Here is a 24,862-nt window from a genome sequence, read left to right as displayed (position 1 = left end):
GAATGCCGCCTTTTTGTTGAGCCAGGAAAGTGTCAAGCGAACCGCTTGCCGCGCAGAAGCCCGAATAAACATCAGGCGTGCGCGACGCGACGCTCAGTCGTTCTTCGTCTTGACGACTTTCTTGCCGCGATAGTAGCCGTTCGGGCTGATGTGGTGACGCATATGCACTTCACCCGTGCTCGGCTCGACGGCCAGCGGCGTGGTCGTCAGGAAATCGTGCGAACGGTGCATGCCGCGCTTCGACGGCGACTTCTTGTTTTGTTGAACTGCCATGACTAACTCCTAAAAATTTTTCGGATTCTAACACAGCCCGATCCGACGCTTAACACCCGGCCCAACGGCCCAACGCCTTCCCAAGCTCCTACTACCTAGTGTTTCTTGCCGTCCTTCTTCAGCACTTCCAGCGCCGCGAACGGATTCGGCTTGTCGCTCTCGCCCTGCGCCGCGTCGGATTCCTCATCCGAATCGGCTTCGGGGCCGCTTACGCCCGACACGAGGCTTTCATGCACCGCCGGGCAGACCTCGTGCTTCGGCACGACCGGCAGGGAAAGCAACAACTCCTCTTCGATCAGGTCGACGAGATCGAACTGGCGCGAGCCCACGATCACATCGACATCATCGTCGTCGAGCGGAAACTCCTCGGCTTCTTCTTCGGTGGCAACGATCCGGTACACCACATCGACGTCGAACGGCTGCAGGTACGGGGTCACGCAGCGCTGACATTCGAGCCAGGCCGAACCATGCAGCGCGAGCCGCAGATACGGCTGCTGGCCGTCGGTACCGTCGTCCTGCAGTTCGGACTGGGTCGAACCCTCCGCCTGCCAAGTGAAACGGGTATCGCGGTCTGGCGCGTCCGCCGGCACTTCGTTTAACATGCGCGGCAGTTGCGAAAGCTGCACCGCGCCCGCCGCCTGACGTCCGCTGCGAGCGAACTCGAACAGATCGACCGCGTGCGGGTCGAGCGAAACTGCAGGTTTGCCAGAAGATGTCATGTGCGATCCTGCCGTATCGATCGGTACAACCCGGAATGCAAGCCCCGCGCGGGCAAGCCCTGCGCCGAGTACAAGCCCTTTTGCTTTTTTTGCCCGCCGTCCGGCGCCGTTTTGCGCGGCCCTCGAATGGCTTCCGAAGAAATCGGCAATGCTGCCGATGAAAAGCCCAAAATCATACCCGTTTTATCTTTTCGAGTCAAACACTTAAGACAAGGCCCGCGGCACCGCCGCGCAGCATTCCGACGATCCGGCCCTTGCGCCCCACTCACCCGCTTTCGACCATCCTGACCATGCCGGATAACGCTCACCGCCCACCGCGGCTGATTCTCGCTTCCAGCTCCCGCTACCGGCGGGAACTGCTCGAACGTCTGCACATCCCGTTCGACGTGATCACGCCCGACCTCGACGAAACCCCGCAACCGGGCGAAACGCCGTCCGCCACCGCGCTGCGGCTGTCCGCCGCGAAAGCGCGAGCGGTCGCGAGCCGGATCGACGCGCCGGACGGCGTACTCGTGATCGGGTCGGATCAGGTCGCCACCTTCGACGGATTGCAGATCGGCAAACCCGGCTCGCACGACCGAGCGCTCGCTCAATTGAAATCGATGCAGGGCCGCGACGTGGAATTCCATAGCGCGCTGTGCCTGTATGACAGCCGCTCGGGCGTCGCGCAGACCGAAGATGTGATCACCCGGGTCCGCTTCCGCTCGCTGAGCGACGCCGAACTCGATGCCTACCTGCGCGCGGAGACGCCCTACGACGTCGCGGGCAGCGCCAAATCGGAAGGCCTCGGCATCGCGCTGCTCGAGGCCATCGAATCCGACGACCCCACCGCGCTGATCGGCCTGCCGCTCATCGCGTTGACCGGCATGCTGCGCGCCGCCGGCTATCCGCTGTTCGGCGCGCTTTCGGCGTCCACCTCCGGAGCGCACGACTGATGGCCGCCGGCACGCTCTATCTGATTCCCAACACGCTCGGCGAAGGCGATGCGGCGATGCTGGCCGCCGTGCTGCCCGCCGCGGTCCAGGCCCGCGCCGCGTCGCTCGGCTACTACATCGGCGAAAACGCGAAAACGACCCGTGCGTTCCTGAAGAAGGTCGGCGCCGAACGGCCGATCCAGGACATCGAGATCCGCGAACTGAACGTCAAGACGCCGGCAGGCGAAATCGACCGGCTGCTCGCGCCGGTGCTCGCCGGCGCGGATGCCGGCCTGGTATCGGAGGCGGGCTGCCCGGCCGTTGCCGATCCCGGTGCGCTGCTGGTGCGGCGCGCACACGAGCGCGGCGTCAAGGTCGTGCCGCTGGTCGGCCCGAGCTCGATCCTGCTGGCGCTGATGGCGTCCGGCCTGAACGGCCAGAGTTTCGCGTTCCACGGCTACCTGCCCGTCGACGCCGCCGCGCGCGCCAAGCGGCTGCGGGAACTGGAGCAGCAATCCCGCAAGGCGCGCGAAACGCAGATCTTCATCGAGACGCCCTACCGCAATCACGCGATGCTCGACACGCTGGTGTCGACCTGCGCGCCGTCGACGCTCATTTGCGTCGCGGCCGACCTGACGCTGGCCAGCGAAACGATCGTGAGCCGCGCGGCTTCGGAATGGAAAAAGGCGCCTGTGCCCGATCTGCACAAGCGCCCCGCGATCTTCCTGCTGCTCGCGAACTAGGCCGCGGGCTCAGCGCAGCTTCATCTCTCCGCCGACCAGCGCCGCCTTCATCGCCGCCTGGCCGACCGCCGCGCCGAACCGTCGCGCGACCCGGTTGGTCAGGCTCTCTTTGACCGTGTAGTCGACGATATCGGGTGCCTTCAGCACGTCGCGCGCGACGGTGTCGGTCGTGCCGAAGCCGTCGGCCAGCCCGAGTTCGACACTCTTCTCGCCGGTCCAGAACAGGCCGGAGAACATGTCGGGCGTCTCGTGCAGGCGCGCGCCGCGACCGTCCTTCACCGCCTTGATGAACTGCGCGTGGATCTGGTCGAGCATCTCCTGCGCATGGGCGTCCATCTTCGGCGTCTCCGGCGAGAACGGGTCGAAGAAGCCCTTGTTCTCGCCCGACGTGTGCAGGCGGCGCTGGACGCCCAGCTTGTCCATCAGGCCAGTGAAGCCGAATCCGTCCATCAGCACGCCGATCGAGCCGACGATGCTCGCCTTGTCGACATAGATCTTGTCGGCCGCGGACGCAATGTAATAGCCGCCCGACGCGCACATGTCGGTCACGACCACGTACAACGGCTTGGACGGGTGTTTCGCGCGCAGTCGGCGGATCTCGTCGTAGACGATGCCTGCCTGCACCGGGCTGCCGCCGGGGCTGTTGATGCGCAGCACGACGCCCGCGGTGCCGGAGTCGTCGAATGCGTCGTCGAGCGCCGAATTGATGTCCTCGGCGTTCGCGTTGGTACCCGCCGCGATCTCGCCGTCGATCGACACGAGCGCGGTGTGGCGGCCGCTCGACATCTTGCCGTCGCCGGAAAAATCGAACAGCACGAACAGCAACCCGACCATCACGGCCAGGAACGCAAACCGGAAGAAGATCCGCCAGCGCCGCGCCGCGCGCTGCTCGTTGATCGCCGCCAGCGCGATCCGCTCGAGCGCCGCGCGCTCCCAGTTCGGTTCGCGGGCGGGCGCGCCGCCGGCTGCGGGTTGAGGGGGGGAATCAGAGGAGTTCAGTTGGTCGGACATGCGGTGTAGTCAGAGGTCAGGTCGAAGCCGGACGCAGATCGTCATCGGGCAGCCAGAATACCGCACGGCCTTCCGGCGTGTCTCGTTCGTCGACCTGGACGGGCCGCAGCCGGCCGCCGCGGCACGGCCCGCCGACACATTTGCCCGTATCCGGGGCGTAGATCGCGCCGTGCGTGGCGCACATCAAGTATAAGCCCGACGATTCGAAGAACTGGCCCTCGGCCCAGTCCAGCTCCATCGGCACATGCGCGCAGCGGTTCAGATAACCGTACGCGCGCCCTTCGTAGCGCACGAAGAACACGACCGCCTGCTCGCCGCGCAACGTGGCGGCGCAGCGCACGCCCGCACCGCCGTCCACGAGTTCGTCCGCGGCGCAGATCCGCCGGACTTCGACGCCGGCTTCGCTCATGCGTGTTCGCGCAGCCAGCCGGCCAGCGCCTCGATGTCGGCGGCGACGAAACGCGGCTCGAGCGCCGCCAGCGCCTCGGCCGGATGCGCGCCATACGCGACGCCGATCCCCGCCGCGCCGGCGCTTGCCGCCATCTGCAGATCGTGGGTGGTATCGCCGACCATCACGGTCCGCGCAAGATCCTGCCCCAATTCACGGGTCAGCTCCTGCAGCATCGCCGGATGCGGCTTCGAAAAGGTTTCGTCCGCGCAGCGGGTCCCGTCGAACAGGCTCGTCAGCTTTGCCTGGTCGAGCGCCCGATTCAGCCCGACCCGCCCTTTCCCCGTCGCGACGCCGAGCAGGTAGCCGGTGTCGCGCAGTTCCTCCAGCATCGCCCGGGCGCCGGCGAACAGCTCGATGTGCTGGTCCTTCGTCAGGTAATGGAAGCGGTAGCGCTCGGCGAGCCGCGGATAGTCGGCGGGATCGAGGCTCGGCGCGGTGATCTGCAGCGCATCGCGCAGGCCCAGGCCGATCACGTAGCGCGCGGCATCCTCGGACGGCGTCGGCACGCCGAGATCACGGCAGGCGGCCTGGATGCTGTGCGCGATATGCGCGGTCGAATCCATCAGCGTGCCGTCCCAGTCGAAGACGATCAGGTCAAATTGCTCTCGGGCCATGCTGTCGGGCGGTATCGCGCAAGTCGGTAAGTTGATCGATGAAGCTCCGGCAATCGGCGGGCAGCGGCGCATCGAACTGCAGCGGCTCGCCCGTCAGCGGGTGCGCGAGGCGCAACCGGTAGGCATGCAGGAACATCCGTTTCAGCGACGGCACCGCTTTCGCGCGCGCCAGCGCCTTGTTCAGCGCGAAATCGCCATACTTCGCGTCGCCCACGATCGGCAGGCCGAGATGGGCGAGGTGCACCCGGATCTGATGGGTCCGACCCGTTTTGAGTTCTGCTTCCAGCAATGCGTACTCCGGCCAGCGGTCGACCAGATTGAACACGGTATGAGACGCCAGGCCGTCGTCCTGCACCCGCACGCGGCGCTCGCCCTCGGCCGTCGTGTACTTGAACAGCGGCGCCTTCACCGCGCGGCGGCGGCCCCAATCGGCCGCCCAATCGCCATGAACGCACGCATAGTAGCGCTTGTCCATCTGATTCTCGCGAATCTGGACGTGCAGGCCGACCAGCGCCGAGCGCTTCTTCGCCAGCATCAGCACGCCGGACGTCTCGCGATCGAGACGGTGCACCAATTCGAGGAATTTCGCCTGCGGCCGCGCGGTGCGCAACTGCTCGATCACCCCGAACGCGACGCCGCTGCCGCCATGAACCGCCACGCCCGCCGGCTTGTTGATCACCAGCATCGCGTCGTCCTCGAACAGGATCTCGAATTCGGTGGCGGGAACGATGGGCGTGTCGGCGCGGGCAAGATCGGCCGCCGCGACCCGGACGGGGGGTACCCGGACCATGTCGCCGTACACGAGCCGGTACTGGGCATCGACCCGACCCTTATTGACCCGGACTTCGCCGCTGCGCAGGATCCGGTAAATATGGCTCTTCGGCACGCCCTTACAGACGCGTAACAGGAAGTTATCGATGCGCTGACCGGCGGCGCCCTCGTCAATTTCGATCATCGATACCTGGCCGCTTGCGATCGATTTCTGGGATATTTTGCCTAACTCATTCATACTGAATATAATTTTGCCCAGCATTCCGCTGCGGGCGGCCTGATCGGCCGGTTCGGGCGGACTGTGCAAGGCGCAAGCGCAAACCGTCATTTTACTTGCGCCGGGGGCGCGCTGCTCGTCCTTAATGAAAGAGAAGCAGCAAGTTGCACGCACGGCACCCGTCTTCGGCAGGGATCGCGCCCACAGGCGCATTCGGTTGAAGCCATGCCGCGGTAACGGAACGTTGGACAAAAAGAATTCAATTGGAAGCTTCGATGCAGCGCGATGTGAGCGGGCTCGCGCTTCCGGTTGCGAATGTTGCGGCGTGCGCCCGATGTCGTTTCGCGAAGAGTGCGGAATGTGGCGACGTCAAACCAAGGAAGAACACCCCAGGCGGGAAAGTCGGGCTGGATTCGATACTCCCCGCTGCGGCCCAGCCGCAGCATATGCCGCCCATCGGCGTCGCGCGCACCTTGCGCCGCGCCATTGCGGCAATGCCCGGTCGGAGGCTTAGCGCGCCCTGAGGCGCGCGGAGTGTCGACACCGTGCTTTGAAGCCGTATTCGCAGTGCCCTATGGCCACCGGCCCCGTCGTTCGGGCCCGTGCCTCTTCAGGCAATTCTCCCGCCAGCATTCCCGCTCCAGCGTGCTTGTGACAACACAACAAGGCGCGGCCTGCCGTCGTTCCCGCCCTCCGGCTGACAACCGCGAGGCGCCGCCGACAACGCCGCCTGGAGTCGTTCAATGAAACGCATGCTGTTCAATGCGACGCAGCAGGAAGAACTGCGCGTCGCCATCGTCGATGGGCAAAAACTCATCGACATCGACATCGAAACCGCCGGCCGCGAACAGCGCAAAGGCAATATCTACAAGGGTGTCATTACCCGCATCGAACCGTCGCTCGAAGCCTGCTTCGTCAACTACGGCGAAGATCGGCACGGCTTCCTCCCGTTCAAGGAGGTCGCCCGTCAGTACTTCAAGGACGGCATCGACATGCGTTCCGCGCGCATCCAGGATGCGCTGCGCGAAGGCCAGGAACTGATCGTCCAGGTCGAGAAGGAAGAACGCGGCAACAAGGGCGCCGCCCTCACCACGTTCATCTCGCTCGCCGGCCGCTATCTGGTGCTGATGCCGAACAACCCGCGCGGCGGCGGCGTGTCGCGCCGGATCGAAGGCGACGAGCGCCAGGAACTGCGCGAAACCATGGCGCAGCTCGAACTGCCGGAAGGCATGAGCATGATCGCCCGCACGGCCGGGATCGGCCGCAGCGCCGAAGAGCTGCAGTGGGACCTGAACTACCTGCTGCAATTGTGGCGCGCGATCGAAGCCGCATCGCAAAGCGGCCACGCCGGCCAGCCGATGCTGATCTATCTGGAATCGAGCCTCGTGATCCGCGCGATCCGGGACTATTTCCAGCCGGATATCGGCGAAATCCTGATCGACACCACCGAGATCCACGATCAGGCCCGCGCGTTCATGGACATCGTGATGCCCGACAATGTCGGCAAGGTGAAGCGCTACCACGACGATGTGCCCCTTTTCTCGCGCTTCCAGATCGAACACCAGATCGAGACGGCGTACTCGCGCACGGTGCCGCTGCCGTCCGGCGGCGCGATCGTGATCGATCACACCGAAGCGCTGGTCGCGATCGACGTGAACTCGGCGCGCGCCACCAAGGGCGCCGACATCGAGGAAACGGCCACTCGCACCAACCTGGAAGCCGCCGACGAAGTGGCTCGCCAGTTGCGCCTGCGCGACCTCGGCGGCCTGATCGTGATCGATTTCATCGACATGGAATCGGCGAAAAGCCAGCGTGAAGTCGAGCAGCGCCTGAAAGACGCGCTCAAGCACGACCGCGCCCGGGTCCAGATGGGCAAGATCTCCCGCTTCGGCCTGATGGAGCTGTCGCGCCAACGCCTGCGTCCGGCCCTGTCGGAAGGCAGCCACGTGACCTGCCCGCGCTGCAACGGCACCGGCCACATCCGCGATACCGAATCGTCCGCGCTGCAAGTGCTGCGGATCATTCAGGAAGAGGCCATGAAGGAGAACACCGCGGCGATCCACTGCCAGGTGCCGGTCGAGGTGACCGCCTTCCTGCTCAACGAAAAGCGCCAGGAAATCAACAAGATCGAGTCTCGTTTCAAGGTCGGCGTCGTGCTGATCCCGAACAAGCATCTCGATACGCCGCACTACAAGCTCGAGCGCCTGCGCCACGACGACGCCCGCCTCGACGATCCGCGCGCTTCGTGGAAGATGGCCGAGGAAGCCGCCCGCGAGCTCGAATCGGAAACCGGCTACAGCAAGCGCACCGAGGACGTGAAGCCGAAGCAGGAAGCCGCTGTGAAGGGTATTACCCCCGAACGGCCGGCCCCGAGCCCCGCGCCGCAGCGCGCGCAGCCCGCACCGGCCGCGCCCGTCGCGGCACCGGCGAGCGGCGGCCTGTTCGGCTGGCTGAAGAATCTGTTCGGCGGCCAGCCGGCGGCGGCCCCCGCCCCGGCTCCGGCGCAGGAGCAACCGGCCCGTCCGGCACGTGAACGCGGCGAGCGCGGCGACAAGGCGGAGCGCGGCGGCGAGCGCAACCGCAACCGTCGCGGAGCCAACGGCCAGCAGCAAGCAGGCGGCCGCGACCAGGCTGCGGCAGGCGGCCGCGCGCAACAGCCGCGCGCCGAGCGCGAAGGCAAGGAAGGCCGCGAACAACGCGAGCCGCGCGAGGGTCGCGAAGGCCGTGAGCCGCGTGAAGGTCGCGAAGGTCGCGGCAACCGTGAAGGCCGCGAAGCGCGCGAGCCGCGCGAAGGCCGTGAACCGCGCGAAGCACGGGAGTCCCGCGAAGGCCGCGAGCCGCGCGAAGCACGGGAACCTCGCGAAGGCCGTGAACCGCGTGAGGCGCGGGAGCCCCGCGAAGGTCGTGAACCGCGCGAAGCCCGCGAGCCGCGCGAACGCGCCGACCAGCCGGAAACGGCCGACGCGCCGCGCCGCGAGCGAGGCGAACGCCGCAAGCCGGTACAGCACGCCGCCACGCTCGAAACGGTGAATCGCGGTAGCGAAGCGCACGCGGACGAGGCGGAAAAGCTGGCCCACGCACCCGGCGAGGAAGCCATCGACGCGGAAGCAGGCGCACGTGACGGCGAAGAGCGCCGCCGCCGCCGCCGCGGCCGTCGTGGTGGCCGCCGTGAGCGCGACGACGAGAATCTGGGTGCGGTGCAAAACCCGACCGATGAAGGTGGTGAAGGCAACGAAGCCGCTGAAACCGGGTTGGCTCACGCCGATACGGCACCCGCCGCAGCCGTCGAACCGCAAGCCGCCGTGCATGCGGCCGCGCCGGCAGCAGCAGCCGTCGCAACGGTCGCAGTCGCCGCCGAAGCCGTGCAGGCAACCGAGCCGGTCGTCTCGATCGCGCCGGTCGAGCCCGCCGTCGTCGCCGACACGCCCTCAGTGCACGTCGAGCCCGTCGCGGTAGCGCCGGTCGAAGCCGCTCCGGTCGCAGCGGAAGCCGCGCCGGTTCAGGTCGAAGCGCCGGTTGCCGCGCCGCAGGCCGAACCGGCAGCCGCCGTGGCGTCCATCGCCGTCGAACCGCATCCGGAACCGGTCGCGTCTGTCGCGCCGGCAGTCGGGGCAGCGGAGCCCGTCGCACCGCAAGCCGCGGCCGTCGAACCGGCACCGCAGCCCGAGCCGGTCAGCATTCCGGCCGCGCCGCGGGCTCCGGTTGCCGTTCCGGCAGCCGCGAACCTCGACTCGGTGCTGGAATCCGCCGGCCTCGTGTGGGTCAACACCGACACGGACAAGCTGCGCGCCGCCCAGGCCGAAGCCGAGCGGCACGCGCCGGCAGTCCGCGCACCGCGTGAACGCAAACCGCTGCCGCCCGTCGACTCGGCGCCGATGCAGCAGGTCGAAACGACGTCGAACCACTAAATTCGACGTGTTCCGGTGAAAAAGCCCGCCTCTCGAGGCGGGCTTTTTCGTCTGTGCTGCTTTTTCGGGGGTTTCCGTGCCCCGGCCCTACCCGCGGCTTCCAGCTAAAATGGAAGTCTGACTCACCTTTCAACGATCATGTCCCGACGCATCATTCCTGTGACCGATGTGAGCGGCATGCCGGACATCACCGGCCTTGCCCACATCCCGAGCGGCGCCTTGGGCGATACTTTCGCCCGGCCGCTGCGCGACCTGCGCATCTCGGTCACGGATCGCTGCAACTTCCGCTGCGTGTACTGCATGCCGCGCACGGTGTTCGACAAGGACTATCCGTTCCTGCCGCACGGTGCCCTGCTTTCTCATGAGGAAATCGAGCGGCTCGCGCGGCTTTTCGTCGCGCACGGCGTCGAGAAAATCCGCATTACCGGCGGCGAACCGCTGCTGCGCAAGAACCTAGAATTCCTGATCGAGCGGCTCGCGCGCCTGTCGACGGTCGACGGACGCCCGCTCGATCTGACGCTGACGACGAACGGATCGCTGCTCGCGCGCAAGGCCCGAAGCCTGAAGGACGCCGGGCTGACCCGCGTCACGGTGAGCCTCGATGCGCTCGACGAGGCGCTGTTCAAGCGCATGAACGATGCCGATTTCGCGAGCGCCGACGTGCTCGACGGCATCTTCGCCGCGCAGGCGACCGGACTCGGGCCGATCAAGGTCAACATGGTGGTCAAGCGCGGCACCAACGACAGCGAGATCTTGCCGATGGCGCGCCGCTTCCGCGACACGGGTGTCATCCTGCGCTTCATCGAATACATGGATGTCGGCACATCGAACGGCTGGGACATGACCGAAGTGCTACCGTCCGCGGAGGTGCTCGAACGGATCGCGGAACATTTCCCGCTGGTCCCGCTCGATGCGCACAGCCGCGCCGAAACCGCGCAGCGATGGGCTTATGCGGACGGTACCGGCGAACTGGGCGTGATCTCCAGCGTCACCCGCGCGTTTTGCGGCGATTGCACCCGCGCGCGGCTGTCGACGGAAGGCAAGCTGTACCTGTGCCTGTTCGCATCGTCGGGCCACGATCTGCGCGCACTGCTGCGCGCAGGCGCGAGCGACGCCGCGATCAGCACCGCCATCGCCCGGATCTGGCATGCGCGCACCGACCGCTATTCGCAGCTGCGCGGCAGCGCGGCGGCACCGGCGATCGACGCCAAGCGTGTCGAGATGTCCTACATCGGCGGCTGAGCGCCGCCCGCCGCCCGCTCTATTTTCCCTCCCGATCTCCACGATGCCGCCGCTCCATGCCTCCGTCGCCGCTACCGGACTGCTGCTCGCCGGCGGACGCGGCATGCGGATGGGCGGCGTCGACAAAGGGCTGCAGCTGCTGCGCGGCGAAGCGCTCGCGCTGCATGGACTGCGGCGCCTCGCGCCGCAGGTCGACAGGCTCGTGATCAGCGCGAATCGCCACCTGGACGACTACGCCGCGCTGGGCGCGCCGTTTGGCGCGCGCGTCGTCGCCGACGCCGACGCCGATTTCTCCGGCCCGCTGGCCGGGCTGCTGGCGGGCATGCGCGCCGCCGCCGCGCCGCGCGTGCTGTGTGCCCCATGCGACTCGCCGTTCCTGCCCGCCGATCTCGGCGCGCGCCTCGCGGCGGCACTCGACGCCGCCGGCGCCGACATCGCCATGGCAACGACCGTCGATGCACACGGCACGGCGTCCCCGCAGCCGGTTTTCGCGCTCGTGCGCACGGCGCTCGCCGACGATCTCGCGGCCCGGCTCGACGCGGGCGAACGCAAGATGCGTGCGTGGTACGCGCGCCACAAGACGGTCGAAGTGGCTTTTGACGACGAGCGCGCGTTTTACAATGCCAACTCTTTGCAGGAACTGGCCGGACTGAACCGCAACTGACCGCCCGCCGCTCCTGCGCGCCGCTCGCCGCTTACGCCGCCGCGCGCTCTGCCAGAACACGGCATTGGCACTCCGGCCACGAATCCAGCACGCCTCGCGGCGCTTCTTCATCGATGACCACGCATACCACCTCCCTCCCGCCCGCGCCGCCCGACACCGATGCAGTCTTGCCGGTCGAGGCCGCACGCGCGCTCGCCCGGCGCTTCGCCGAGCCGGTCGAGACAAGCGAGCGGGTCGCGCTGCGCGATGCGCTCGGCCGCGTACTGGCCGACGACGTTGCGTCGCCGCTCGACGTGCCGGCCTACGACAATTCCGCGATGGACGGCTATGCGTTCGACGGCGTGCTGCTCACGGCGCGAGCCGAATCCGACCCCCTCGCGCTGACGGTCGCCGGCCAGGCGCTGGCCGGTCATCCGTTCGACGGCGCGGTGCCGGCGGGCGGATGCGTCAGGATCATGACGGGCGCGCTGCTGCCGGCCGGCACCGACACGGTGATTCCGCTGGAACGGATCGCGCTCGACGGCGACACAGTGCGATTTTCGAGCGTCGGCGTCGCGCGCGGCGACCACTGCCGGCGCGCGGGCGAGGATCTCGGCCGCGGTTCGCGGGTGCTGCACGCGGGCCGCATCGTGCGCGCCGCGGATCTCGGCCTGCTTGCGTCGCTCGGCATCGCTGAAGTCGCGGTACGCCGCCGGCTGCGCGTCGCGTTCTTCTCGACCGGGGACGAATTGCGCACCCCCGACGAACCGCTGGGCGCCGGCGGTCTCTACGACAGCAACCGCGCCACGCTTTACGGCATCCTGACACGGCTCAATGTCGAACCGCTCGACCTCGGCATCGTCCGCGACGATCCCGCCGCGCTCGAACACGCGCTGCGCACCGCCGCCGCGCGAGCCGACGCGATCATCACGTCGGGCGGCGTATCGGTCGGCGACGCGGACTTCACGCGCGTCCTGATGGCGCGGCTCGGCGACGTCACTTTCGCGAGTGTCGCGCTGCGTCCCGGCCGGCCGCTCGCTTGCGGGCGCATCTGGTCGGGCGAGCGTAGCGCACGGCCCGCGCTGTTGTTCGGCCTGCCGGGCAACCCCGTCGCGGTGGCGGTTGCCTTTCACGTGATCGTGCGCGACGCGCTGTTCGCGATGATGGGCGCCGAACCCCAGCCGACGCCGCACTATCCGGCCGTCTGCACGCACGCCCTCCCCAAGCGCCCGGGCCGTACCGAATACCTGCGCGGCATCGCATCGCGCACGGCCGACGGCGCCTGGCAGGTCACGCCGGCCGGCTCGCAAAGCTCGGCGTCGCTCGCCGGGCTCGCCGCCGCCAACTGCTTCATCGTGCTCGCGCACGACACCGCACGGGTTGACGCCGGCGCCACGGTCGATATCCTGCCGTTCGACGGCTCAATCTAGATTCATTTTCAGCACACATTGACGGGGGCTACTCGCACATGAAAAAGCAAATCTCATCCATTGCCGCAGGACAGACCGCGAAGGCGCTGATTCTCGTCTACCTGACGTTCAGCGTACCGATCGTGCTGCTCGGCATCCTGGTCGCGTTCGTTCGCTACGGTTCGGTGGAACTGAGCACGATCTTCAGCGCGCTGCTGCTCAATGCCATTCTCGGCTTCGTGCTGCTGTGGATCGCCTGTCACGCGTACAACTGGGTCGCGTCGCGATTCGGCGGCATCGAAATCGTGCTGTCGGACGCGCCGGAGGAAGCGTGAGCATAGCCGCGCAGCCGGCCGCGACGATCCGCGCGGCGACCCGCGACGACGTTGCACCGATCGTCGCACTGATGCGCGAGCTGGCCGAATTCGAGCAGCTCACGCACCTGTTCGTCGCCACCGATGCGGACGTCGCCGACGCGCTGTTCGGCTCACGGCCCTCGGCGGAGGCGCTGGTCGCCGAACGCGGCGGCGCCCTGGTCGGCTACGCCCTGTTCTTCCACAATTATTCGACGTTTCTCGGCCGGCGCGGCCTGTATCTGGAGGACCTGTACGTCCAGCCATCGCAGCGCGGGTCGGGACTCGGTACGCAGATCCTGCGCCGTCTCGCGGCGCTCGCGGTCGAGCGCCGCTGCGGGCGCTTCGAGTGGACCGTGCTCGACTGGAACCAGCCCGCGATCGACTTCTACGAGAAGATGGGCGCGACCGTGCTGCCCGACTGGCGGGTCGCGCGCATCACCGGCGATGCGCTGACGCAACTCGCGCAACCGGTGCGGTAACGGCTCGCGCGGCGAGCGCGATAAACGAAACGGGGCGCCCTGAGGCGCCCCGTTTCATATCGGCAAACCAGTGCGCCGGCGCGCCTCGCCCGATCGTCAGGCGTCGTCCGGCTCCTGCGCGTCGCCCCCGAGCAAGCCGCTCGCCTCGTCGCCCGGCAACGCCTCGACCTGCTTCAGCTTGCGATTCATCACGCGGGTGCGCTGCTCCGCCAATTCGATCGAGCGCGTGACCGTCTCGAGCTGCGACTTGGTTCTCGCCAGCACGTCGCCGAACTTGCCGAACTCGGTCTTGACCGCGCCCAGCACCTGCCACACCTCGCTCGAACGCTTCTCGATCGCCAGCGTCCGGAAACCCATCTGCAGGCTGTTCAGCAATGCCGTCAGCGTGGTCGGGCCGGCGATCGTCACCCGGTAATCGCGCTGCAGCAGATCCGTGAGGCCGGGCCGGCGCACAATCTCCGCATACAGCCCTTCGGTCGGCAGGAACAGCAGCGCGAAATCGGTCGTGTGCGGCGGCGCCACGTATTTCTCGGCAATGCTGCGCGCCTCCGTCCGGATCCGTGCCTCCAGCGCGCGCGCCGCCTCGTCCACCGCCGCCGCATCGGCGCGCTCCTGCGCATCGATCAGACGCTCGTAGTCCTCGCGCGGGAATTTCGCGTCGATCGGCAACCATACCGGCTGCGTGTCGGCGGGGCCGGACGCGTCCTGGCGTCCCGGCAAGCGAATCGCGAACTCCACCCGCTCGCTGCTCTTCGGCACCGTCGCGACATTCTTCGCGTACTGGTCCGGCGTCAGGATCTGTTCGAGCAGCGCCTCGAGCTGCACTTCGCCCCAGGTCCCGCGCGTCTTGACGTTGGTCAGCACCTTCTTCAGGTCGCCGACACCCGCCGCGAGCGTCTGCATTTCCCCCAGACCGCGATGCACCTGTTCGAGCCGATCGGAAACGAGCTTGAACGATTCGCCGAGGCGCTGCTCCAGCGTCGCATGCAGTTTTTCATCGACCGTCCGCCGCATCTCCTCCAGCTTCGCGGCGTTGTTCGCCTCGATGTCCTTCAGACGCTGCTCGAGCGTCGCCCGGACCTCGCCCATCCGGCGATCGTTCGCCTCGCTCAGTTGCTTGAGCTGCTGATTGAGCGCCTCGCCGAAATGCTTGAGCGCGACGCCCTGCTCTTCGCGCGCGAGTTGCGCCTGCCGCTGCAGCGTGTCGCGCATCGCGTCGAACTGCTGCGTATTGCCGGCTACCAGCAACGCCAACTGCTGCCCGAACCCTTCGATCTGGTTGTTCTGCAGCGTCGCGACGCTCGTCAGCTGCGCGGCCAGCGTCTGCTGCAGCTGCGCGAAATTGCCGGTCATCTCGGTGCGTGCGCCCCGCGCGCTGGTGACGATCTCGCCGCGCAGTTCGCGCTCGAGCCGTTCGGCCGAGCGCGTCTGCGCGTCGCTCGCTTCGTCGAGCTGCTCGCCGAGCAGTTCGACCTGGTCGCGCCCCGTGCCGCGCATTACGACGACGAGCGCGATGACGAGCGCCGCCGCCAGGATCAGGACGGCAGCCAGCAGCACGGACGTCATGAGCGGTTCTTCCCCATGACCTCGGGATTGATCGGGTTCGGCGGACGGCCCGCTCGCGGACCTTCGCCCAGTGCCGCGATCAGGTTGTCGGCGGCGAGATCCGCCATCGCGCGGCGCGTTGCCTCCGTCGCGCTCGCGATATGCGGCGTGAGCACGATGTTCGGTACCTCGAGCAGCGCCGGGTGAACGGCCGGCTCGCCCTCGAACACGTCGAGCGCCGCCGCGGCGATCCGCTTGTCGCGCAACGCGGCGGCAAGCGCCGCGTCGTCGACGATGCCGCCGCGCGCGATGTTGGTCAGCGTCGCGGTGGGCTTCATCAGCGCCAGCTCCGCCGCGCCGATCGTGTGGTGGCTATCCTTCGTGTAGGGCAACACCAGCACGACATGATCGGCGCGCGCGAGCAGCGCTTCCTTCGTCGCGTATTCGGCGTTCAGCTCCGCTTCGATCGCGGGGGCGACCCGCGACCGGTTGTGATAGATCACCCGCATGTTGAAGCCGCGCGCGCGGCGCGCGAGCGCCTGGCCGATCCGCCCCATGCCGATCACGCCGAGCGTCGAGCCGTACAGATCCGAGCCGAGGAAACCGTCGTACTCCCATTTGCGCCAGCGGCCCGCGCGCAGCCAGTGCTCGGATTCCGTAATCCGGCGCGCGGCCGCCATCATCAGCGCCCAGCCGAAATCGGCGGTGGATTCGTTCAGGACGTCGGGCGTGTTGGTGCCGAGCACGTTCGCAGCATTGAACGCCGCCATATCGAAATTGTTGTAGCCGACCGCCATATTCGACACGACCCGCAGCCGCGGCGCGGCGGCGAGTGCGGCCGCGCCGATCGGATCGCCCGCCGTGAGCGCGCCGTCCTTGTCGGACAGACGCCGGCTCAGCGCATCGGAGGCGAGCGCTTCGCCGTCGTTCCAGTCGACCTCGAAAAACTGCCGGAGCCGCTCCACCACGTCCGGGAAGATCGGACGCGCGACCAATATTTTCTGCATTGCCCTCTCCGTATACTGCGTGCGGCACACGGTGCGCATCGCGCCGTGTGCCGCTCGTCGATCATCGAAATCCGTCAGCTTACGCTCAGAAGAAAATCCACGTCGCCAGCAGGAATACCGGCACCAGGATCGTCAGCGCCCAGCCCAGGTAGGCGAAAAAGCTCGGCATCTTCACGCCGCGCGACTCGGCGATCGCCTTCACCATGAAGTTCGGTGCGTTACCGATGTAGCTGTTCGCGCCCATGAACACCGCCCCCGCCGAAATCGCCGCGAGCGTGGTTGCCCCCGTCGTCATCAGCGTCTGCGCATCGCCGCCCGCCAGGTTGAAGAACACCAGGTAGGTCGGCGCATTGTCGAGGAACGACGACAGCACGCCCGTCGCCCAGAAATACATCGCGTCGACGGGCTTGCCGTCCGCGCCGGTCACGAGATGGACGATCTGCGCGAACGCGCCGTCCTGTCCCGCCCGCAGGATCACGATCACCGGCGCGATCGTCACGAAGATCCCGGCGAACAGCTTCGCGACTTCCTCGATCGGCGCCCAGTTGAACGCATTGCCTTCGCGCGCCGAACGCGGCGTGATCGCGAGCGACAGCAGCGCAACGGCGATCAGCGCGACGTCGCGCACCGCGTTCTGCAGCGCGACATGGGTGCCGAACACGTCGAACGTGATGCCGGGCTTCCACAGGCCGCTCATCAGCACGAGCACGATCACCGCGCCGAGCAGGATGAAATTGACCTTGCCGTCGATCGAGATGCCGTGGCTGTCGGGGGTCGGGTCCAGGAACGCTTTGCGTTCCTCGCCGCCCTTCCGGTAGAAGTACGTGTCGAGCGCGAAGAACAATGCGAGCAGGACGCCGCAGATGAACAGCATCGGCAGCGCCAGATGCGTCGTGGTCCAGAAGAAGCTCACGCCGTTCAGGAAACCGAGGAACAGCGGCGGATCGCCGAGCGGAGACAGCGAGCCGCCCGCGTTCGCGACCAGAAAGATGAAGAACACGACCACATGCACGACGTGCTTGCGGTTGTCGTTCGCGCGCAGCAGCGGGCGAATCAGCAGCATCGCCGCGCCCGTCGTGCCCATGATGCTGGCGAGCACGGTGCCGAGCGCGAGGATGCCGGTGTTGAGCTTCGGCGTGCCGTGCAGGTTGCCGTGCACGCAGATGCCGCCCGCGACGGTATAGAGCGTCGTCAGCAGCACGATGAACGGGATGTACTCTTCGAGCAGCGCGTGTACCAGCGTGCCGAACGCGGTACCGGCCCCGAACGCGAACGCGAACGGCACGAGAAAGACGATCGCCCACGCAGCGGCGATCTTGCCGAAATGGTGATGCCAGAACACCGGCGCGACCAGCGGGAAAATGGCGATCGACAGCAGGATGCCCGCGAACGGGACGCCCCAGAGCGCGGAAAGCGTGGCGCCGTCGAGAGTCGCGGCCGATGCGAGCGCGGGAAAGACGCAGAGTGCGGCTCCCAGCGCCATGCCCGCGCAGGCGGCATGTCGTTTCATATTCACTACCTCTTGAAATACAGATGGATTGCAGGTGCGACGGAGGATGCCGCGCTCACGCGCCGCCGACGACGATCGCATGCACGCGATACGGCCCGTGCGCGCCGAGCACGATGGTCTGCTCGATGTCGCCGGTCCGCGACGGCCCCGACACGAAGTTCACGGCGCGCGGCAATTCGCCGCGCTCGGCGCGGATCAGCGCGAACGCGTCCTCGTGCCCCGCCACGATCCGCGACGCCGGCACGATCGCGATGTGCGTTTCGGGCAGCAGAGCGGCCGACACGTCGGTCTCGGGACTAGACAGCAGCACGAGCGATCCGGTTTCCGCCGTCGCGCAAAAACATCCGGTGATGCCGACCAGGTCGGCGTTCCCCGGCTGGCGAAACGCGACCGTCAACCCCGCGGCACGCCAGTCCAGCCCGTCGAGCGTGCGCCAGGCGATCGCCTCCGCAGGCAGGCCGTGCGCGCCGAGGTAGCGGGCCGCGGCGGCGGGCGCATCGGCCATCGACGCGACCGTGTCGACGGTCGTCGAAAGCCGCGTGGCTTCCTCGGTGAAGCGGGCCGCGAGATCCGCCGGCATGAGCGGACGCGGCCCTTCGGGATGACGCGCCAGATAATCGGCGGCACGCTCGCGTTCCGCGGCGTCGGGCTCCGCCGGACGGCCCTGGGCTGCGCGAATGCGCGCCAGGATGTTGCGGCGCGCGGCCGATGTGTCCATGAACGATCCTTGTGACGATGGCATCCGATACCGGCGCAATTATACCGGCCATGCCCCGCGCGCGAACCCGGATCGTGGCGCGCCGCGGTCCGCCGGCGTCACTTGCCGGCGGCGTCGCTCTCGTCGGCGGGCTGCTCGATCCCGAACACCTGCCTCAGATAGGCGAGATACGCCTTGTCTTCACACATGCTCTTGCCGGGCGAGTCGGACAGCTTCGCGACCGGCTGGCCGTTGCATCGCACCATCTTGATCACGATCTGCAGCGGCACGTAGCCGAGATCGTTGGTGAGATTGGTGCCGACCCCGAACGCGAGCTTGCAGCGGGAGCGGAACCGTTCGTAGAGCTGCATGACCTTCGGGATGTCGAGCGCGTCCGAAAACACCAGCACCTTGGTGCGGGGGTCGCAGCGGTTGTCCTCGTAATGCTTGATGAGCCGCTCGCCCCAGTCGAACGGATCGCCGGAATCATGGCGCGCGCCGTCGAACAGCTTGCAGAAGTACATGTCGAAGTCGCGCAGGAACGCCTGCATGCCGTAGACGTCCGACAGCGCGATGCCGAGGTCGCCGCGATATTCCTTCGCCCACATCTCGAAGCCATAGGTCTGCGAATCGCGCAGCCGCGGCCCGAGCGCCTGGCAGGCCTGCAGGTACTCGTGCGCCATCGTGCCGAGCGGCGTGATCCCGTGCTTCATCGCGTAATACACGTTGCTGGTGCCGGCGAACTGCGGCCCGAGGCCGTCGCGCAGCGTCAGCGCCACCTCCTCGTGCCAGACCTTCGAGAAGCGCCGCCGGGTGCCGTAGTCGGCGATCTTGCAATCGGCGAACTCCGGCTGGCCGCCCAGCAGCGCGATCTTCTCGCGCAAGCGCTCGCGCCCTTCGCGATAGTCGGGCTCGCGCTGCGTATTGCGGAAGTACACTTCGTTGACGATCGCGAGCATCGGGATCTCGAACAGGATCGTGTGCAGCCACGGTCCCTTGATCTCGATCTCGATCTCGCCGTTGCCTTTCGGCGAAGGGGCGATATCGATGTATTTTTCGCTGAGATGGAAGAGCGCGAGGAAATCGACGAAATCGCTCTTGATGAAACGCATGCGGCGCAGGTAGTCGAGCTCGCTGTCGGTGAAGCGCAACTGACACAGCGCCTTGAGCTCGGCGCGGATCTCGTCGATGTACGGCACGAGGTCGACGCCGGGCGTGCGACACTTGAAACGGTACTCGACGCTCGCGGCCGGAAAATGATGCAGGACGACCTGCATCATGGTGAATTTATACAGGTCGGTGTCGAGCAGCGAAGTGATGATCATGAGTCGAAACTGCCTAGATCGCGACAGAGCCTGAATGTCCGCGCGCACCTGCGCGCTGCCCGGTCCGGTTCACGCATGTTACCCGAATGCGGGCCGGACCATCCGGGCCGCGCGGGGGCGCTCGGCCCGGCGCCATAAACTAATCACGAAACGGTATAAGGTGGAAAGCCCACTCGGATATACGGGTTTGGCGCTTCAGTTACAATGCCGCTTTTGGCGCCACGCCTACCCCATATATACCGCCAAGCAGGAGCATTTTGAATGACTCACGTTGTGACCGAAGGCTGCATCAAGTGCAAATACACGGATTGCGTCGATGTATGCCCGGTGGATTGCTTCCGTGAAGGCCCGAACTTTCTCGCCATCGATCCGGACGAGTGCATCGATTGCGCCGTGTGCGTCGCCGAATGCCCGACCAATGCGATCTATGCGGAAGAAGATGTTCCCGGCGACCAGCAATCGTTCACGGAGCTGAACGCCGAACTGGCCAAGAACTGGCCGTCGATCACCAAGACCAAGCCCGCGCCGGCCGACGCCGACGAATGGAAGGACGTCCAGGACAAGCTGCACCTGCTCGAGCGCTGATCGCCCGGTGCCGGGCTGTCGCCGCGGGCGTGGAATTTCAGCCGGAGTCAGCCGAAGGTATTGACAGACTGGCCAGCACCTCATAAAATCTCGTTTCTCTGCTGTTTGTTCCCCGATAGCTCAGTCGGTAGAGCGCCGGACTGTTAATCCGTAGGTCCCTGGTTCGAGCCCAGGTCGGGGAGCCAAGAATTGCAAAGGCCCGTTACTGACGGGCTTTTTCATGATCGTCGAACACGCAGCACAGTTTTTATTCCCCGATAGCTCAGTCGGTAGAGCGCCGGACTGTTAATCCGTAGGTCCCTGGTTCGAGCCCAGGTCGGGGAGCCAAGAATTGCAAAGGCCCGTTACTGACGGGCTTTTTCATGATCGTCGAACACGCAGCACAGTTTTTATTCCCCGATAGCTCAGTCGGTAGAGCGCCGGACTGTTAATCCGTAGGTCCCTGGTTCGAGCCCAGGTCGGGGAGCCAAGAATTGCAAAGGCCCGTTACTGACGGGCTTTTTCATGATCGTCGAACACGCAGCACAGTTTTTATTCCCCGATAGCTCAGTCGGTAGAGCGCCGGACTGTTAATCCGTAGGTCCCTGGTTCGAGCCCAGGTCGGGGAGCCAAACAATGAAAGGCCCGTCTATGACGGGCCTTTTGTTTTTTCGCGCACCGAACGCGCGCGGCGGCCATGCTAGAGTCGTGCTCCTTGCCCCACCGTCACGCCCGCAGCCGATGAATCCCCGCTCCTTCGCCGCCCTCGCCCTCTGCGCCATCCTCGCCGCATCCGTTGCCCAGGCCGAGGAAGTCGCCAGCGTCAACACCAACTTTCGTCTGACCGGCTCCGATCGCGTCGTGGTCGAAGCGTACGACGACCCGCTCGTCAACGGCGTGACCTGCTACGTGTCGCGCGCGCGAACGGGCGGCATCAAGGGCAGCCTCGGCATTGCCGAGGATCCCAGCGAAGCGTCGATCGCCTGCCGCCAGGTGGCGCCGATCCGCTTCACCGCGCCGCTCAAGCAACAGACCGACGTGTTCAGCGAACGCATGTCGTTCATCTTCAAGACGCTGCACGTCGTGCGCGTCGTCGACCAGAAACGCAACACGCTCGTGTACCTGACCTACAGCGACCGGATCGCCACCGGCAGCCCGAAGAACAGCGTCACCGCGGTGCCGGTGCCCGCCGGCACGCCGATTCCGCTCAAGTAGCCCCGCCGGGCGGCGGCCGAGCGGCCGCACACCGCACGCGGCGGTCTACACTGGAGGACCGCCGACCCGCCGCCTCGCCCGCTCCGTCATGACCGCCGCCCGCTTTCGCGAATCCGTCCGCTACTGGCGCACCCCGCTGCTGCCGGGCGCGGACCTCGTCACGGCCCGCTACCGCGATCACGAATTCGCGCCGCACTGGCACGACGCCTACACCATCCCGGTCATCGAGACGGGCGCCGAGCGCTACGATTCCCGAGGCAGCGGCTACATCGCCGATACAGGCTCCGTCCCCGTCATCAATCCGGGGGACGTGCACACCGGCTCGCGCGCGGACGACAACGGCTGGAGCTATCGCGTCGGCTATGTCCCCGTCGATTTCATCCGCGACCTGGCGCGGGCGATCGCCGGCACGCCGCAGGATGCGCCGTGGTTCAGAGCCGGCGTGATCCACGACCCCGATCTCGCGCGACGGCTCGTCGTTGCGTACCGCGCGATGGAGGCCGGCGACGATCCGCTCGCGGCCGAAACCGCGATGCTCGACGCGTTCTCGACACTGCTCGCCCGTCATTCCGGCACCCGTCCCCGGCCGCAGCCGCTCGCGGCCGCCGAGCCCCGCATCGAAGCGATGCGCGAACGGCTCGCCGCCGACCTCGGCGAAACCGTGACGCTCGCCGAGGTCGCGCACGCGGCCGGCCTGTCGCCGTTCCACGCGACGCGCCTGTTCACGCGCGCGACCGGCATGCCGCCGCACGCGTGGCGCAACCAGTTGCGCCTGCAGCGCTCGCTCGCGTCGCTGCGCGCCGGGGCGGCCGTCACCGACATCGCCGCAGCGAGCGGCTTCACCGACCAGAGCCACTTCACCCGGCATTTCAAACGGATGTTCGGCGTGCCGCCCGGCCGCTGGCAACGGGCGTGACGACCCAGAGCCCGCTCATCCCGATAGCCGGCTTGCGCAAAAACATACAAGTCGCCGCGCCGTCCGCTTCGCTATCCTCCAGGAAACCAGGAGGAGTCCGTGCAGAACCCGTCTTACCCCATCCATGAACCGCGCCGCCCGCTGAGCGAATTCGTCGACGGCGCCCGCGACACCCTGCCGATGATGGTCGGCGCCGCGCCGTTCGGCGTGATCTTCGGCACGCTGGTCGCAGCCGGGCCGCTCGCCTGGTGGCACGGCGAACTGATGTCGCTCGCCGTGTTCGCGGGCTCCGCGCAATTCATCGCCCTCGGCCTGATCGCCGGCGGCGCGGGCTTCACCGTCGTACTCGCCACGACCTTCATCGTCAATCTGCGCCACCTGCTGTACAGCGCGACGCTCGCGCCCTACGTCGCGCACCTGCCGCTGCGCTGGCGCGCCACGCTCGGCGCGCTGCTGACCGACGAGGTGTTCGCGGTGACCTACGCGCATTACCGGCACTTCGCGCCCGGCAGCATCGGTCCGCACTACTGCTTCGGCTCGGGTCTCGCGATGTACGTGAACTGGCAGGTCTGGACGATCGCCGGGCTGTTGTTCGGCGCGGCCTTTCCCGGCCTGCAGGCGCTCGGTCTCGACTTCGCGATGGCGGCGACCTTCATCGCGATCGTCGTGCCGCAGCTCGTCGCGCTGCGCTATCTGGCGGCCGCCGCGACCGCCGGCACGCTCGCGTACGCCTGCCACGCATGGCCGTACAAGCTCGGCCTGCTGGCCGCCGTGGCGGTGGGCGTCGCCGTGGGCGTCGCGCTGTCGCTGCGCGACTTCGCGGCCGGACACAATCGCCCGGAGGCCGCATCGTGACCTATCTGCTTCTGATCGTCGGGATGGCCTTCATCACCTACGCGATTCGCACAACCCTCTTCCTGTTCGGCGAACGGTTGACGTTTGCGCCGCTGCTGCGCACCGCGCTCGGTTTCGTGCCGGTGACGGTGCTGACCGCGATCGTCGTGCCGATGACCATCGCGCCACACGGCGGCGGCGCGGAACTGACCTGGCGCAACCCGCAGCTGATCGGCGGGCTGGCCGCCGTGCTGGTGTCGGCGGCCACGCGTCGGCCGCTGCTGACGATTGCCGTCGGCCTCGCGGTGTTCTTTTTCTGGCAAGGCGTCGTCCTGCCGCGCGGCTGGCTGCCGGTCTGAGCCGCCGCCCCCGTCGCGGCGGGCGGCCTCAAGTTCCGGCCCCGGCTGCCGTTAAGCGGGTGTAGACCCGCCATCGGTCGCGGCGGGATCCGACCTGTTGACGTCAGCAGCGCGAGCGGCGCAGACCGCCGGCGCGCGTCCGGCTGTCCGGCCCGTACAGCCCGCGCGCCTGCCGCCGCCACTGCGGCCCGGCTTCCTGACGTCGGCACGCCACTCACGCCGGCCGGCATCGAGCATCGAGAAACCCATGGGCCAGATCACCCTATCCATCAAGGACGACACCCTCGACTCCTTGCGCAAAGACTACGAAGCGTTCCTGCGCGTGTCGCTCAAGCTCGATCCGCAGTTCGCGACGCCGTCGTTCGAGGATTTCCTGCGCGCCAAGCTGCTCGACAACATGGTGCCGCTCACCGAGCACGCGGTGCAGCGGATGCTCCAGGGCGGCCAGTACGCGTGGGCGAAGCGCACGCTCGACAAGGAATTTCCCGACGTCGTCGCGGTCCTGATGCGGCAGGCGGGCGAATTCGGCTTCGGCTTCGCGTCGCGCTCCGAATGGACTCCGGACGAACTCGCGAAGGCCTGCCGCGATTGGGCGGCCGCGATCGTCACGGACGCGGAGGGCGAGGAAGTGCTGATCGATCCGCTCGCCGCGCAGATCAAGGCGGCCGCGCAGGATATCCAGTCGCTCGAGGAACAGATGCAGACGCCCGCGTGGCGGCTCGCCGAATCGCTGCGACAGCGGGTGTACGAGGCAAAGATCGCTTGCGAGATGAGTGTCGGCAGCGCCGCGCGCGAGAAACTCGGCGAACTGCGCGGCCTGCTGAGGCTCGGGCTCGCGCACGGCTCGTTCCAGAAGCAGGAGGCGCAGCAGATCATGGAATATCTGCGGCTCCTGAAACCCGAAATCTTCATCGACGAGCCGTACGACATCTTCTCGCGGATGGCCGCGTGGCTGCGCAGCCTCTTCATGGTCGCCGTGCCGGCGCGCCAGGCATCCGGCCAGCCTCAACAGCAGCAACCGCGACAACGCCGCCCGTAAACGGCGCGCGGCCCCTCACGGGCCGCGCTGCCCGACCCGCGAACGGGCCCGGCCAAGGATGCCGATGGACCGCATCAGGCCCTGTCGGACCGGGCACGCCG

25 protein-coding genes and 4 tRNA genes are annotated in these 24,862 nt (G+C 67.2%); 18 read left to right on the top strand and 11 right to left on the bottom strand.

Features of this window, described 5'->3' with window-relative positions:
• Positions 1–93: 93 nt before the first annotated feature.
• Complete coding sequence (gene rpmF, locus RZR99_RS04845) at positions 94–273, bottom strand: 50S ribosomal protein L32 (RefSeq protein ID WP_010105341.1); 180 nt, start codon at positions 271–273, stop codon at positions 94–96.
• Positions 274–368: 95 nt separating this feature from the next.
• The gene (locus RZR99_RS04840; protein WP_323118590.1) at positions 369–992 is read right to left on the bottom strand and encodes a DUF177 domain-containing protein; all 624 of its coding nucleotides are present in this window, start codon (positions 990–992) and stop codon (positions 369–371) included.
• A gap of 290 nt (positions 993–1,282) precedes the next feature.
• Here RZR99_RS04840 and RZR99_RS04835 point away from each other — a divergent pair, with 290 nt between their 5' ends.
• Both RZR99_RS04835 and RZR99_RS04830 read left to right on the top strand, forming a co-directional pair.
• Complete coding sequence (locus RZR99_RS04835) at positions 1,283–1,927, top strand: Maf-like protein (RefSeq protein ID WP_323118641.1); 645 nt, start codon at positions 1,283–1,285, stop codon at positions 1,925–1,927.
• Positions 1,927–2,649 carry an SAM-dependent methyltransferase gene (locus tag RZR99_RS04830; protein ID WP_323118589.1) on the top strand — a complete coding sequence of 241 codons (723 nt, stop codon included), beginning with the start codon at positions 1,927–1,929 and terminating at the stop codon, positions 2,647–2,649. The genes RZR99_RS04835 and RZR99_RS04830 overlap by 1 nt, the downstream gene beginning before the upstream one ends.
• 9 nt (positions 2,650–2,658) lie before the next feature.
• On the opposite strand, the gene RZR99_RS04825 is transcribed toward RZR99_RS04830, so the two are convergent.
• From RZR99_RS04825 to RZR99_RS04810, 4 genes are read right to left on the bottom strand one after another with little or no spacing between them, the layout of a single operon-like run.
• Positions 2,659–3,660 (bottom strand): S49 family peptidase, encoded by a 1,002-nt coding sequence (locus RZR99_RS04825; protein ID WP_323118588.1) that lies wholly within the window; start codon positions 3,658–3,660, stop codon positions 2,659–2,661.
• A gap of 16 nt (positions 3,661–3,676) precedes the next feature.
• Positions 3,677–4,069, bottom strand: coding sequence for a Rieske (2Fe-2S) protein (locus RZR99_RS04820; RefSeq protein WP_323118587.1), 393 nt, complete (start codon positions 4,067–4,069; stop codon positions 3,677–3,679).
• Positions 4,066–4,725, bottom strand: a complete 660-nt coding sequence (locus RZR99_RS04815) for an HAD-IA family hydrolase (protein WP_323118586.1) — start codon at positions 4,723–4,725, stop codon at positions 4,066–4,068. The genes RZR99_RS04820 and RZR99_RS04815 overlap by 4 nt, the downstream gene beginning before the upstream one ends.
• Positions 4,706–5,734, bottom strand: coding sequence for an RluA family pseudouridine synthase (locus RZR99_RS04810; RefSeq protein WP_323118640.1), 1,029 nt, complete (start codon positions 5,732–5,734; stop codon positions 4,706–4,708). Before RZR99_RS04810 ends, RZR99_RS04815 begins: the two co-directional genes overlap by 20 nt.
• A gap of 722 nt (positions 5,735–6,456) precedes the next feature.
• Here RZR99_RS04810 and RZR99_RS04805 point away from each other — a divergent pair.
• From RZR99_RS04805 to RZR99_RS04780, 6 genes are all read left to right on the top strand, one after another.
• The gene (locus tag RZR99_RS04805) at positions 6,457–9,621 is read left to right on the top strand and encodes an Rne/Rng family ribonuclease (RefSeq protein WP_323118585.1); all 3,165 of its coding nucleotides are present in this window, start codon (positions 6,457–6,459) and stop codon (positions 9,619–9,621) included.
• A 138-nt stretch (positions 9,622–9,759) separates the two neighbouring features.
• The gene (gene moaA / locus RZR99_RS04800; protein ID WP_323118584.1) at positions 9,760–10,863 is read left to right on the top strand and encodes a GTP 3',8-cyclase MoaA; all 1,104 of its coding nucleotides are present in this window, start codon (positions 9,760–9,762) and stop codon (positions 10,861–10,863) included.
• A 43-nt stretch (positions 10,864–10,906) separates the two neighbouring features.
• Complete coding sequence (gene mobA / locus RZR99_RS04795) at positions 10,907–11,527, top strand: molybdenum cofactor guanylyltransferase MobA (protein ID WP_323118583.1); 621 nt, start codon at positions 10,907–10,909, stop codon at positions 11,525–11,527.
• A 113-nt stretch (positions 11,528–11,640) separates the two neighbouring features.
• A complete protein-coding gene (gene moeA, locus RZR99_RS04790) occupies positions 11,641–12,936 on the top strand; it encodes a molybdopterin molybdotransferase MoeA (RefSeq protein WP_323118582.1) in 1,296 nt (431 codons plus the stop codon).
• A gap of 38 nt (positions 12,937–12,974) precedes the next feature.
• Complete coding sequence (locus tag RZR99_RS04785; RefSeq protein WP_323118581.1) at positions 12,975–13,250, top strand: hypothetical protein; 276 nt, start codon at positions 12,975–12,977, stop codon at positions 13,248–13,250.
• Between the two features lie 71 nt (positions 13,251–13,321).
• A complete protein-coding gene (locus RZR99_RS04780) occupies positions 13,322–13,750 on the top strand; it encodes a GNAT family N-acetyltransferase (RefSeq protein WP_323118639.1) in 429 nt (142 codons plus the stop codon).
• 96 nt (positions 13,751–13,846) lie between these two features.
• On the opposite strand, the gene RZR99_RS04775 is transcribed toward RZR99_RS04780, so the two are convergent.
• The 5 genes from RZR99_RS04775 to pncB all read right to left on the bottom strand — a co-directional run bounded on the left by RZR99_RS04775 (position 13,847) and on the right by pncB (position 19,834).
• Entirely contained in the window at positions 13,847–15,316 is a 1,470-nt protein-coding gene (locus tag RZR99_RS04775; RefSeq protein WP_323118580.1) for a DNA recombination protein RmuC, read from the bottom strand.
• Positions 15,313–16,302, bottom strand: coding sequence for a 2-hydroxyacid dehydrogenase (locus tag RZR99_RS04770; RefSeq protein ID WP_323118579.1), 990 nt, complete (start codon positions 16,300–16,302; stop codon positions 15,313–15,315). The genes RZR99_RS04775 and RZR99_RS04770 overlap by 4 nt, the downstream gene beginning before the upstream one ends.
• 85 nt (positions 16,303–16,387) lie before the next feature.
• A complete protein-coding gene (locus tag RZR99_RS04765) occupies positions 16,388–17,812 on the bottom strand; it encodes a sodium:proton antiporter (protein ID WP_323118578.1) in 1,425 nt (474 codons plus the stop codon).
• Between the two features lie 55 nt (positions 17,813–17,867).
• Positions 17,868–18,530 (bottom strand): LutC/YkgG family protein, encoded by a 663-nt coding sequence (locus tag RZR99_RS04760; RefSeq protein WP_323118577.1) that lies wholly within the window; start codon positions 18,528–18,530, stop codon positions 17,868–17,870.
• A 98-nt stretch (positions 18,531–18,628) separates the two neighbouring features.
• The gene (pncB, locus tag RZR99_RS04755) at positions 18,629–19,834 is read right to left on the bottom strand and encodes a nicotinate phosphoribosyltransferase (RefSeq protein WP_323118576.1); all 1,206 of its coding nucleotides are present in this window, start codon (positions 19,832–19,834) and stop codon (positions 18,629–18,631) included.
• Positions 19,835–20,095: 261 nt separating this feature from the next.
• Here pncB and fdxA point away from each other — a divergent pair, with 261 nt between their 5' ends.
• From fdxA to RZR99_RS04705, 10 genes are all read left to right on the top strand, one after another.
• Positions 20,096–20,419, top strand: coding sequence for a ferredoxin FdxA (gene fdxA, locus RZR99_RS04750; RefSeq protein ID WP_323118575.1), 324 nt, complete (start codon positions 20,096–20,098; stop codon positions 20,417–20,419).
• Positions 20,420–20,528: 109 nt separating this feature from the next.
• A tRNA-Asn gene (locus RZR99_RS04745) sits at positions 20,529–20,604 on the top strand.
• Positions 20,605–20,670: 66 nt separating this feature from the next.
• Positions 20,671–20,746: transfer RNA gene (locus tag RZR99_RS04740), tRNA-Asn, on the top strand.
• Positions 20,747–20,812: 66 nt separating this feature from the next.
• Positions 20,813–20,888: transfer RNA gene (locus tag RZR99_RS04735), tRNA-Asn, on the top strand.
• Between the two features lie 66 nt (positions 20,889–20,954).
• Positions 20,955–21,030: transfer RNA gene (locus RZR99_RS04730), tRNA-Asn, on the top strand.
• 109 nt (positions 21,031–21,139) lie between these two features.
• Positions 21,140–21,613: a CreA family protein gene (locus RZR99_RS04725; protein WP_323118574.1), complete on the top strand. Its 474-nt coding sequence runs from the start codon at positions 21,140–21,142 to the stop codon at positions 21,611–21,613.
• 88 nt (positions 21,614–21,701) lie between these two features.
• Positions 21,702–22,529, top strand: coding sequence for an AraC family transcriptional regulator (locus RZR99_RS04720; protein WP_323118573.1), 828 nt, complete (start codon positions 21,702–21,704; stop codon positions 22,527–22,529).
• A gap of 99 nt (positions 22,530–22,628) precedes the next feature.
• Complete coding sequence (locus RZR99_RS04715; RefSeq protein WP_323118572.1) at positions 22,629–23,384, top strand: AzlC family ABC transporter permease; 756 nt, start codon at positions 22,629–22,631, stop codon at positions 23,382–23,384.
• Entirely contained in the window at positions 23,381–23,722 is a 342-nt protein-coding gene (locus RZR99_RS04710; protein WP_323118571.1) for an AzlD domain-containing protein, read from the top strand. Before RZR99_RS04715 ends, RZR99_RS04710 begins: the two co-directional genes overlap by 4 nt.
• 247 nt (positions 23,723–23,969) lie before the next feature.
• The gene (locus RZR99_RS04705; RefSeq protein ID WP_323118570.1) at positions 23,970–24,761 is read left to right on the top strand and encodes a DUF4088 family protein; all 792 of its coding nucleotides are present in this window, start codon (positions 23,970–23,972) and stop codon (positions 24,759–24,761) included.
• Positions 24,762–24,862 lie beyond the last annotated feature (101 nt).

The sequence above is a fragment of the Burkholderia alba genome (assembly GCF_034721475.1).
In the GTDB taxonomy this organism is placed as follows: domain Bacteria; phylum Pseudomonadota; class Gammaproteobacteria; order Burkholderiales; family Burkholderiaceae; genus Burkholderia; species Burkholderia alba.
Note: the sequence above shows the minus strand (reverse complement) of the source record. Positions and strands in the feature narration are given on the sequence as shown.

What these genes read in the sequence shown, in the direction of transcription:
- RZR99_RS04835 (WP_323118641.1), top strand. Translation starts at nt 1,283, where the DNA reads ATGCCGGATAACGCTCACCGCCCACCGCGGCTGATTCTCGCTTCCAGC.
- RZR99_RS04810 (WP_323118640.1), bottom strand. Translation starts at nt 5,734, where the DNA reads ATGAATGAGTTAGGCAAAATATCCCAGAAATCGATCGCAAGCGGCCAG.
- RZR99_RS04720 (WP_323118573.1), top strand. Translation starts at nt 21,702, where the DNA reads ATGACCGCCGCCCGCTTTCGCGAATCCGTCCGCTACTGGCGCACCCCG.
- RZR99_RS04765 (WP_323118578.1), bottom strand. Translation starts at nt 17,812, where the DNA reads ATGAAACGACATGCCGCCTGCGCGGGCATGGCGCTGGGAGCCGCACTC.
- RZR99_RS04785 (WP_323118581.1), top strand. Translation starts at nt 12,975, where the DNA reads ATGAAAAAGCAAATCTCATCCATTGCCGCAGGACAGACCGCGAAGGCG.
- RZR99_RS04830 (WP_323118589.1), top strand. Translation starts at nt 1,927, where the DNA reads ATGGCCGCCGGCACGCTCTATCTGATTCCCAACACGCTCGGCGAAGGC.
- rpmF (WP_010105341.1), bottom strand. Translation starts at nt 273, where the DNA reads ATGGCAGTTCAACAAAACAAGAAGTCGCCGTCGAAGCGCGGCATGCAC.
- moaA (WP_323118584.1), top strand. Translation starts at nt 9,760, where the DNA reads ATGTCCCGACGCATCATTCCTGTGACCGATGTGAGCGGCATGCCGGAC.
- RZR99_RS04840 (WP_323118590.1), bottom strand. Translation starts at nt 992, where the DNA reads ATGACATCTTCTGGCAAACCTGCAGTTTCGCTCGACCCGCACGCGGTC.
- RZR99_RS04725 (WP_323118574.1), top strand. Translation starts at nt 21,140, where the DNA reads ATGAATCCCCGCTCCTTCGCCGCCCTCGCCCTCTGCGCCATCCTCGCC.
- RZR99_RS04775 (WP_323118580.1), bottom strand. Translation starts at nt 15,316, where the DNA reads ATGACGTCCGTGCTGCTGGCTGCCGTCCTGATCCTGGCGGCGGCGCTC.
- moeA (WP_323118582.1), top strand. Translation starts at nt 11,641, where the DNA reads ATGACCACGCATACCACCTCCCTCCCGCCCGCGCCGCCCGACACCGAT.
- RZR99_RS04760 (WP_323118577.1), bottom strand. Translation starts at nt 18,530, where the DNA reads ATGGACACATCGGCCGCGCGCCGCAACATCCTGGCGCGCATTCGCGCA.
- RZR99_RS04820 (WP_323118587.1), bottom strand. Translation starts at nt 4,069, where the DNA reads ATGAGCGAAGCCGGCGTCGAAGTCCGGCGGATCTGCGCCGCGGACGAA.
- fdxA (WP_323118575.1), top strand. Translation starts at nt 20,096, where the DNA reads ATGACTCACGTTGTGACCGAAGGCTGCATCAAGTGCAAATACACGGAT.
- RZR99_RS04825 (WP_323118588.1), bottom strand. Translation starts at nt 3,660, where the DNA reads ATGTCCGACCAACTGAACTCCTCTGATTCCCCCCCTCAACCCGCAGCC.
- RZR99_RS04770 (WP_323118579.1), bottom strand. Translation starts at nt 16,302, where the DNA reads ATGCAGAAAATATTGGTCGCGCGTCCGATCTTCCCGGACGTGGTGGAG.
- RZR99_RS04705 (WP_323118570.1), top strand. Translation starts at nt 23,970, where the DNA reads ATGGGCCAGATCACCCTATCCATCAAGGACGACACCCTCGACTCCTTG.
- RZR99_RS04805 (WP_323118585.1), top strand. Translation starts at nt 6,457, where the DNA reads ATGAAACGCATGCTGTTCAATGCGACGCAGCAGGAAGAACTGCGCGTC.
- RZR99_RS04780 (WP_323118639.1), top strand. Translation starts at nt 13,322, where the DNA reads ATGCGCGAGCTGGCCGAATTCGAGCAGCTCACGCACCTGTTCGTCGCC.
- mobA (WP_323118583.1), top strand. Translation starts at nt 10,907, where the DNA reads ATGCCGCCGCTCCATGCCTCCGTCGCCGCTACCGGACTGCTGCTCGCC.
- pncB (WP_323118576.1), bottom strand. Translation starts at nt 19,834, where the DNA reads ATGATCATCACTTCGCTGCTCGACACCGACCTGTATAAATTCACCATG.
- RZR99_RS04815 (WP_323118586.1), bottom strand. Translation starts at nt 4,725, where the DNA reads ATGGCCCGAGAGCAATTTGACCTGATCGTCTTCGACTGGGACGGCACG.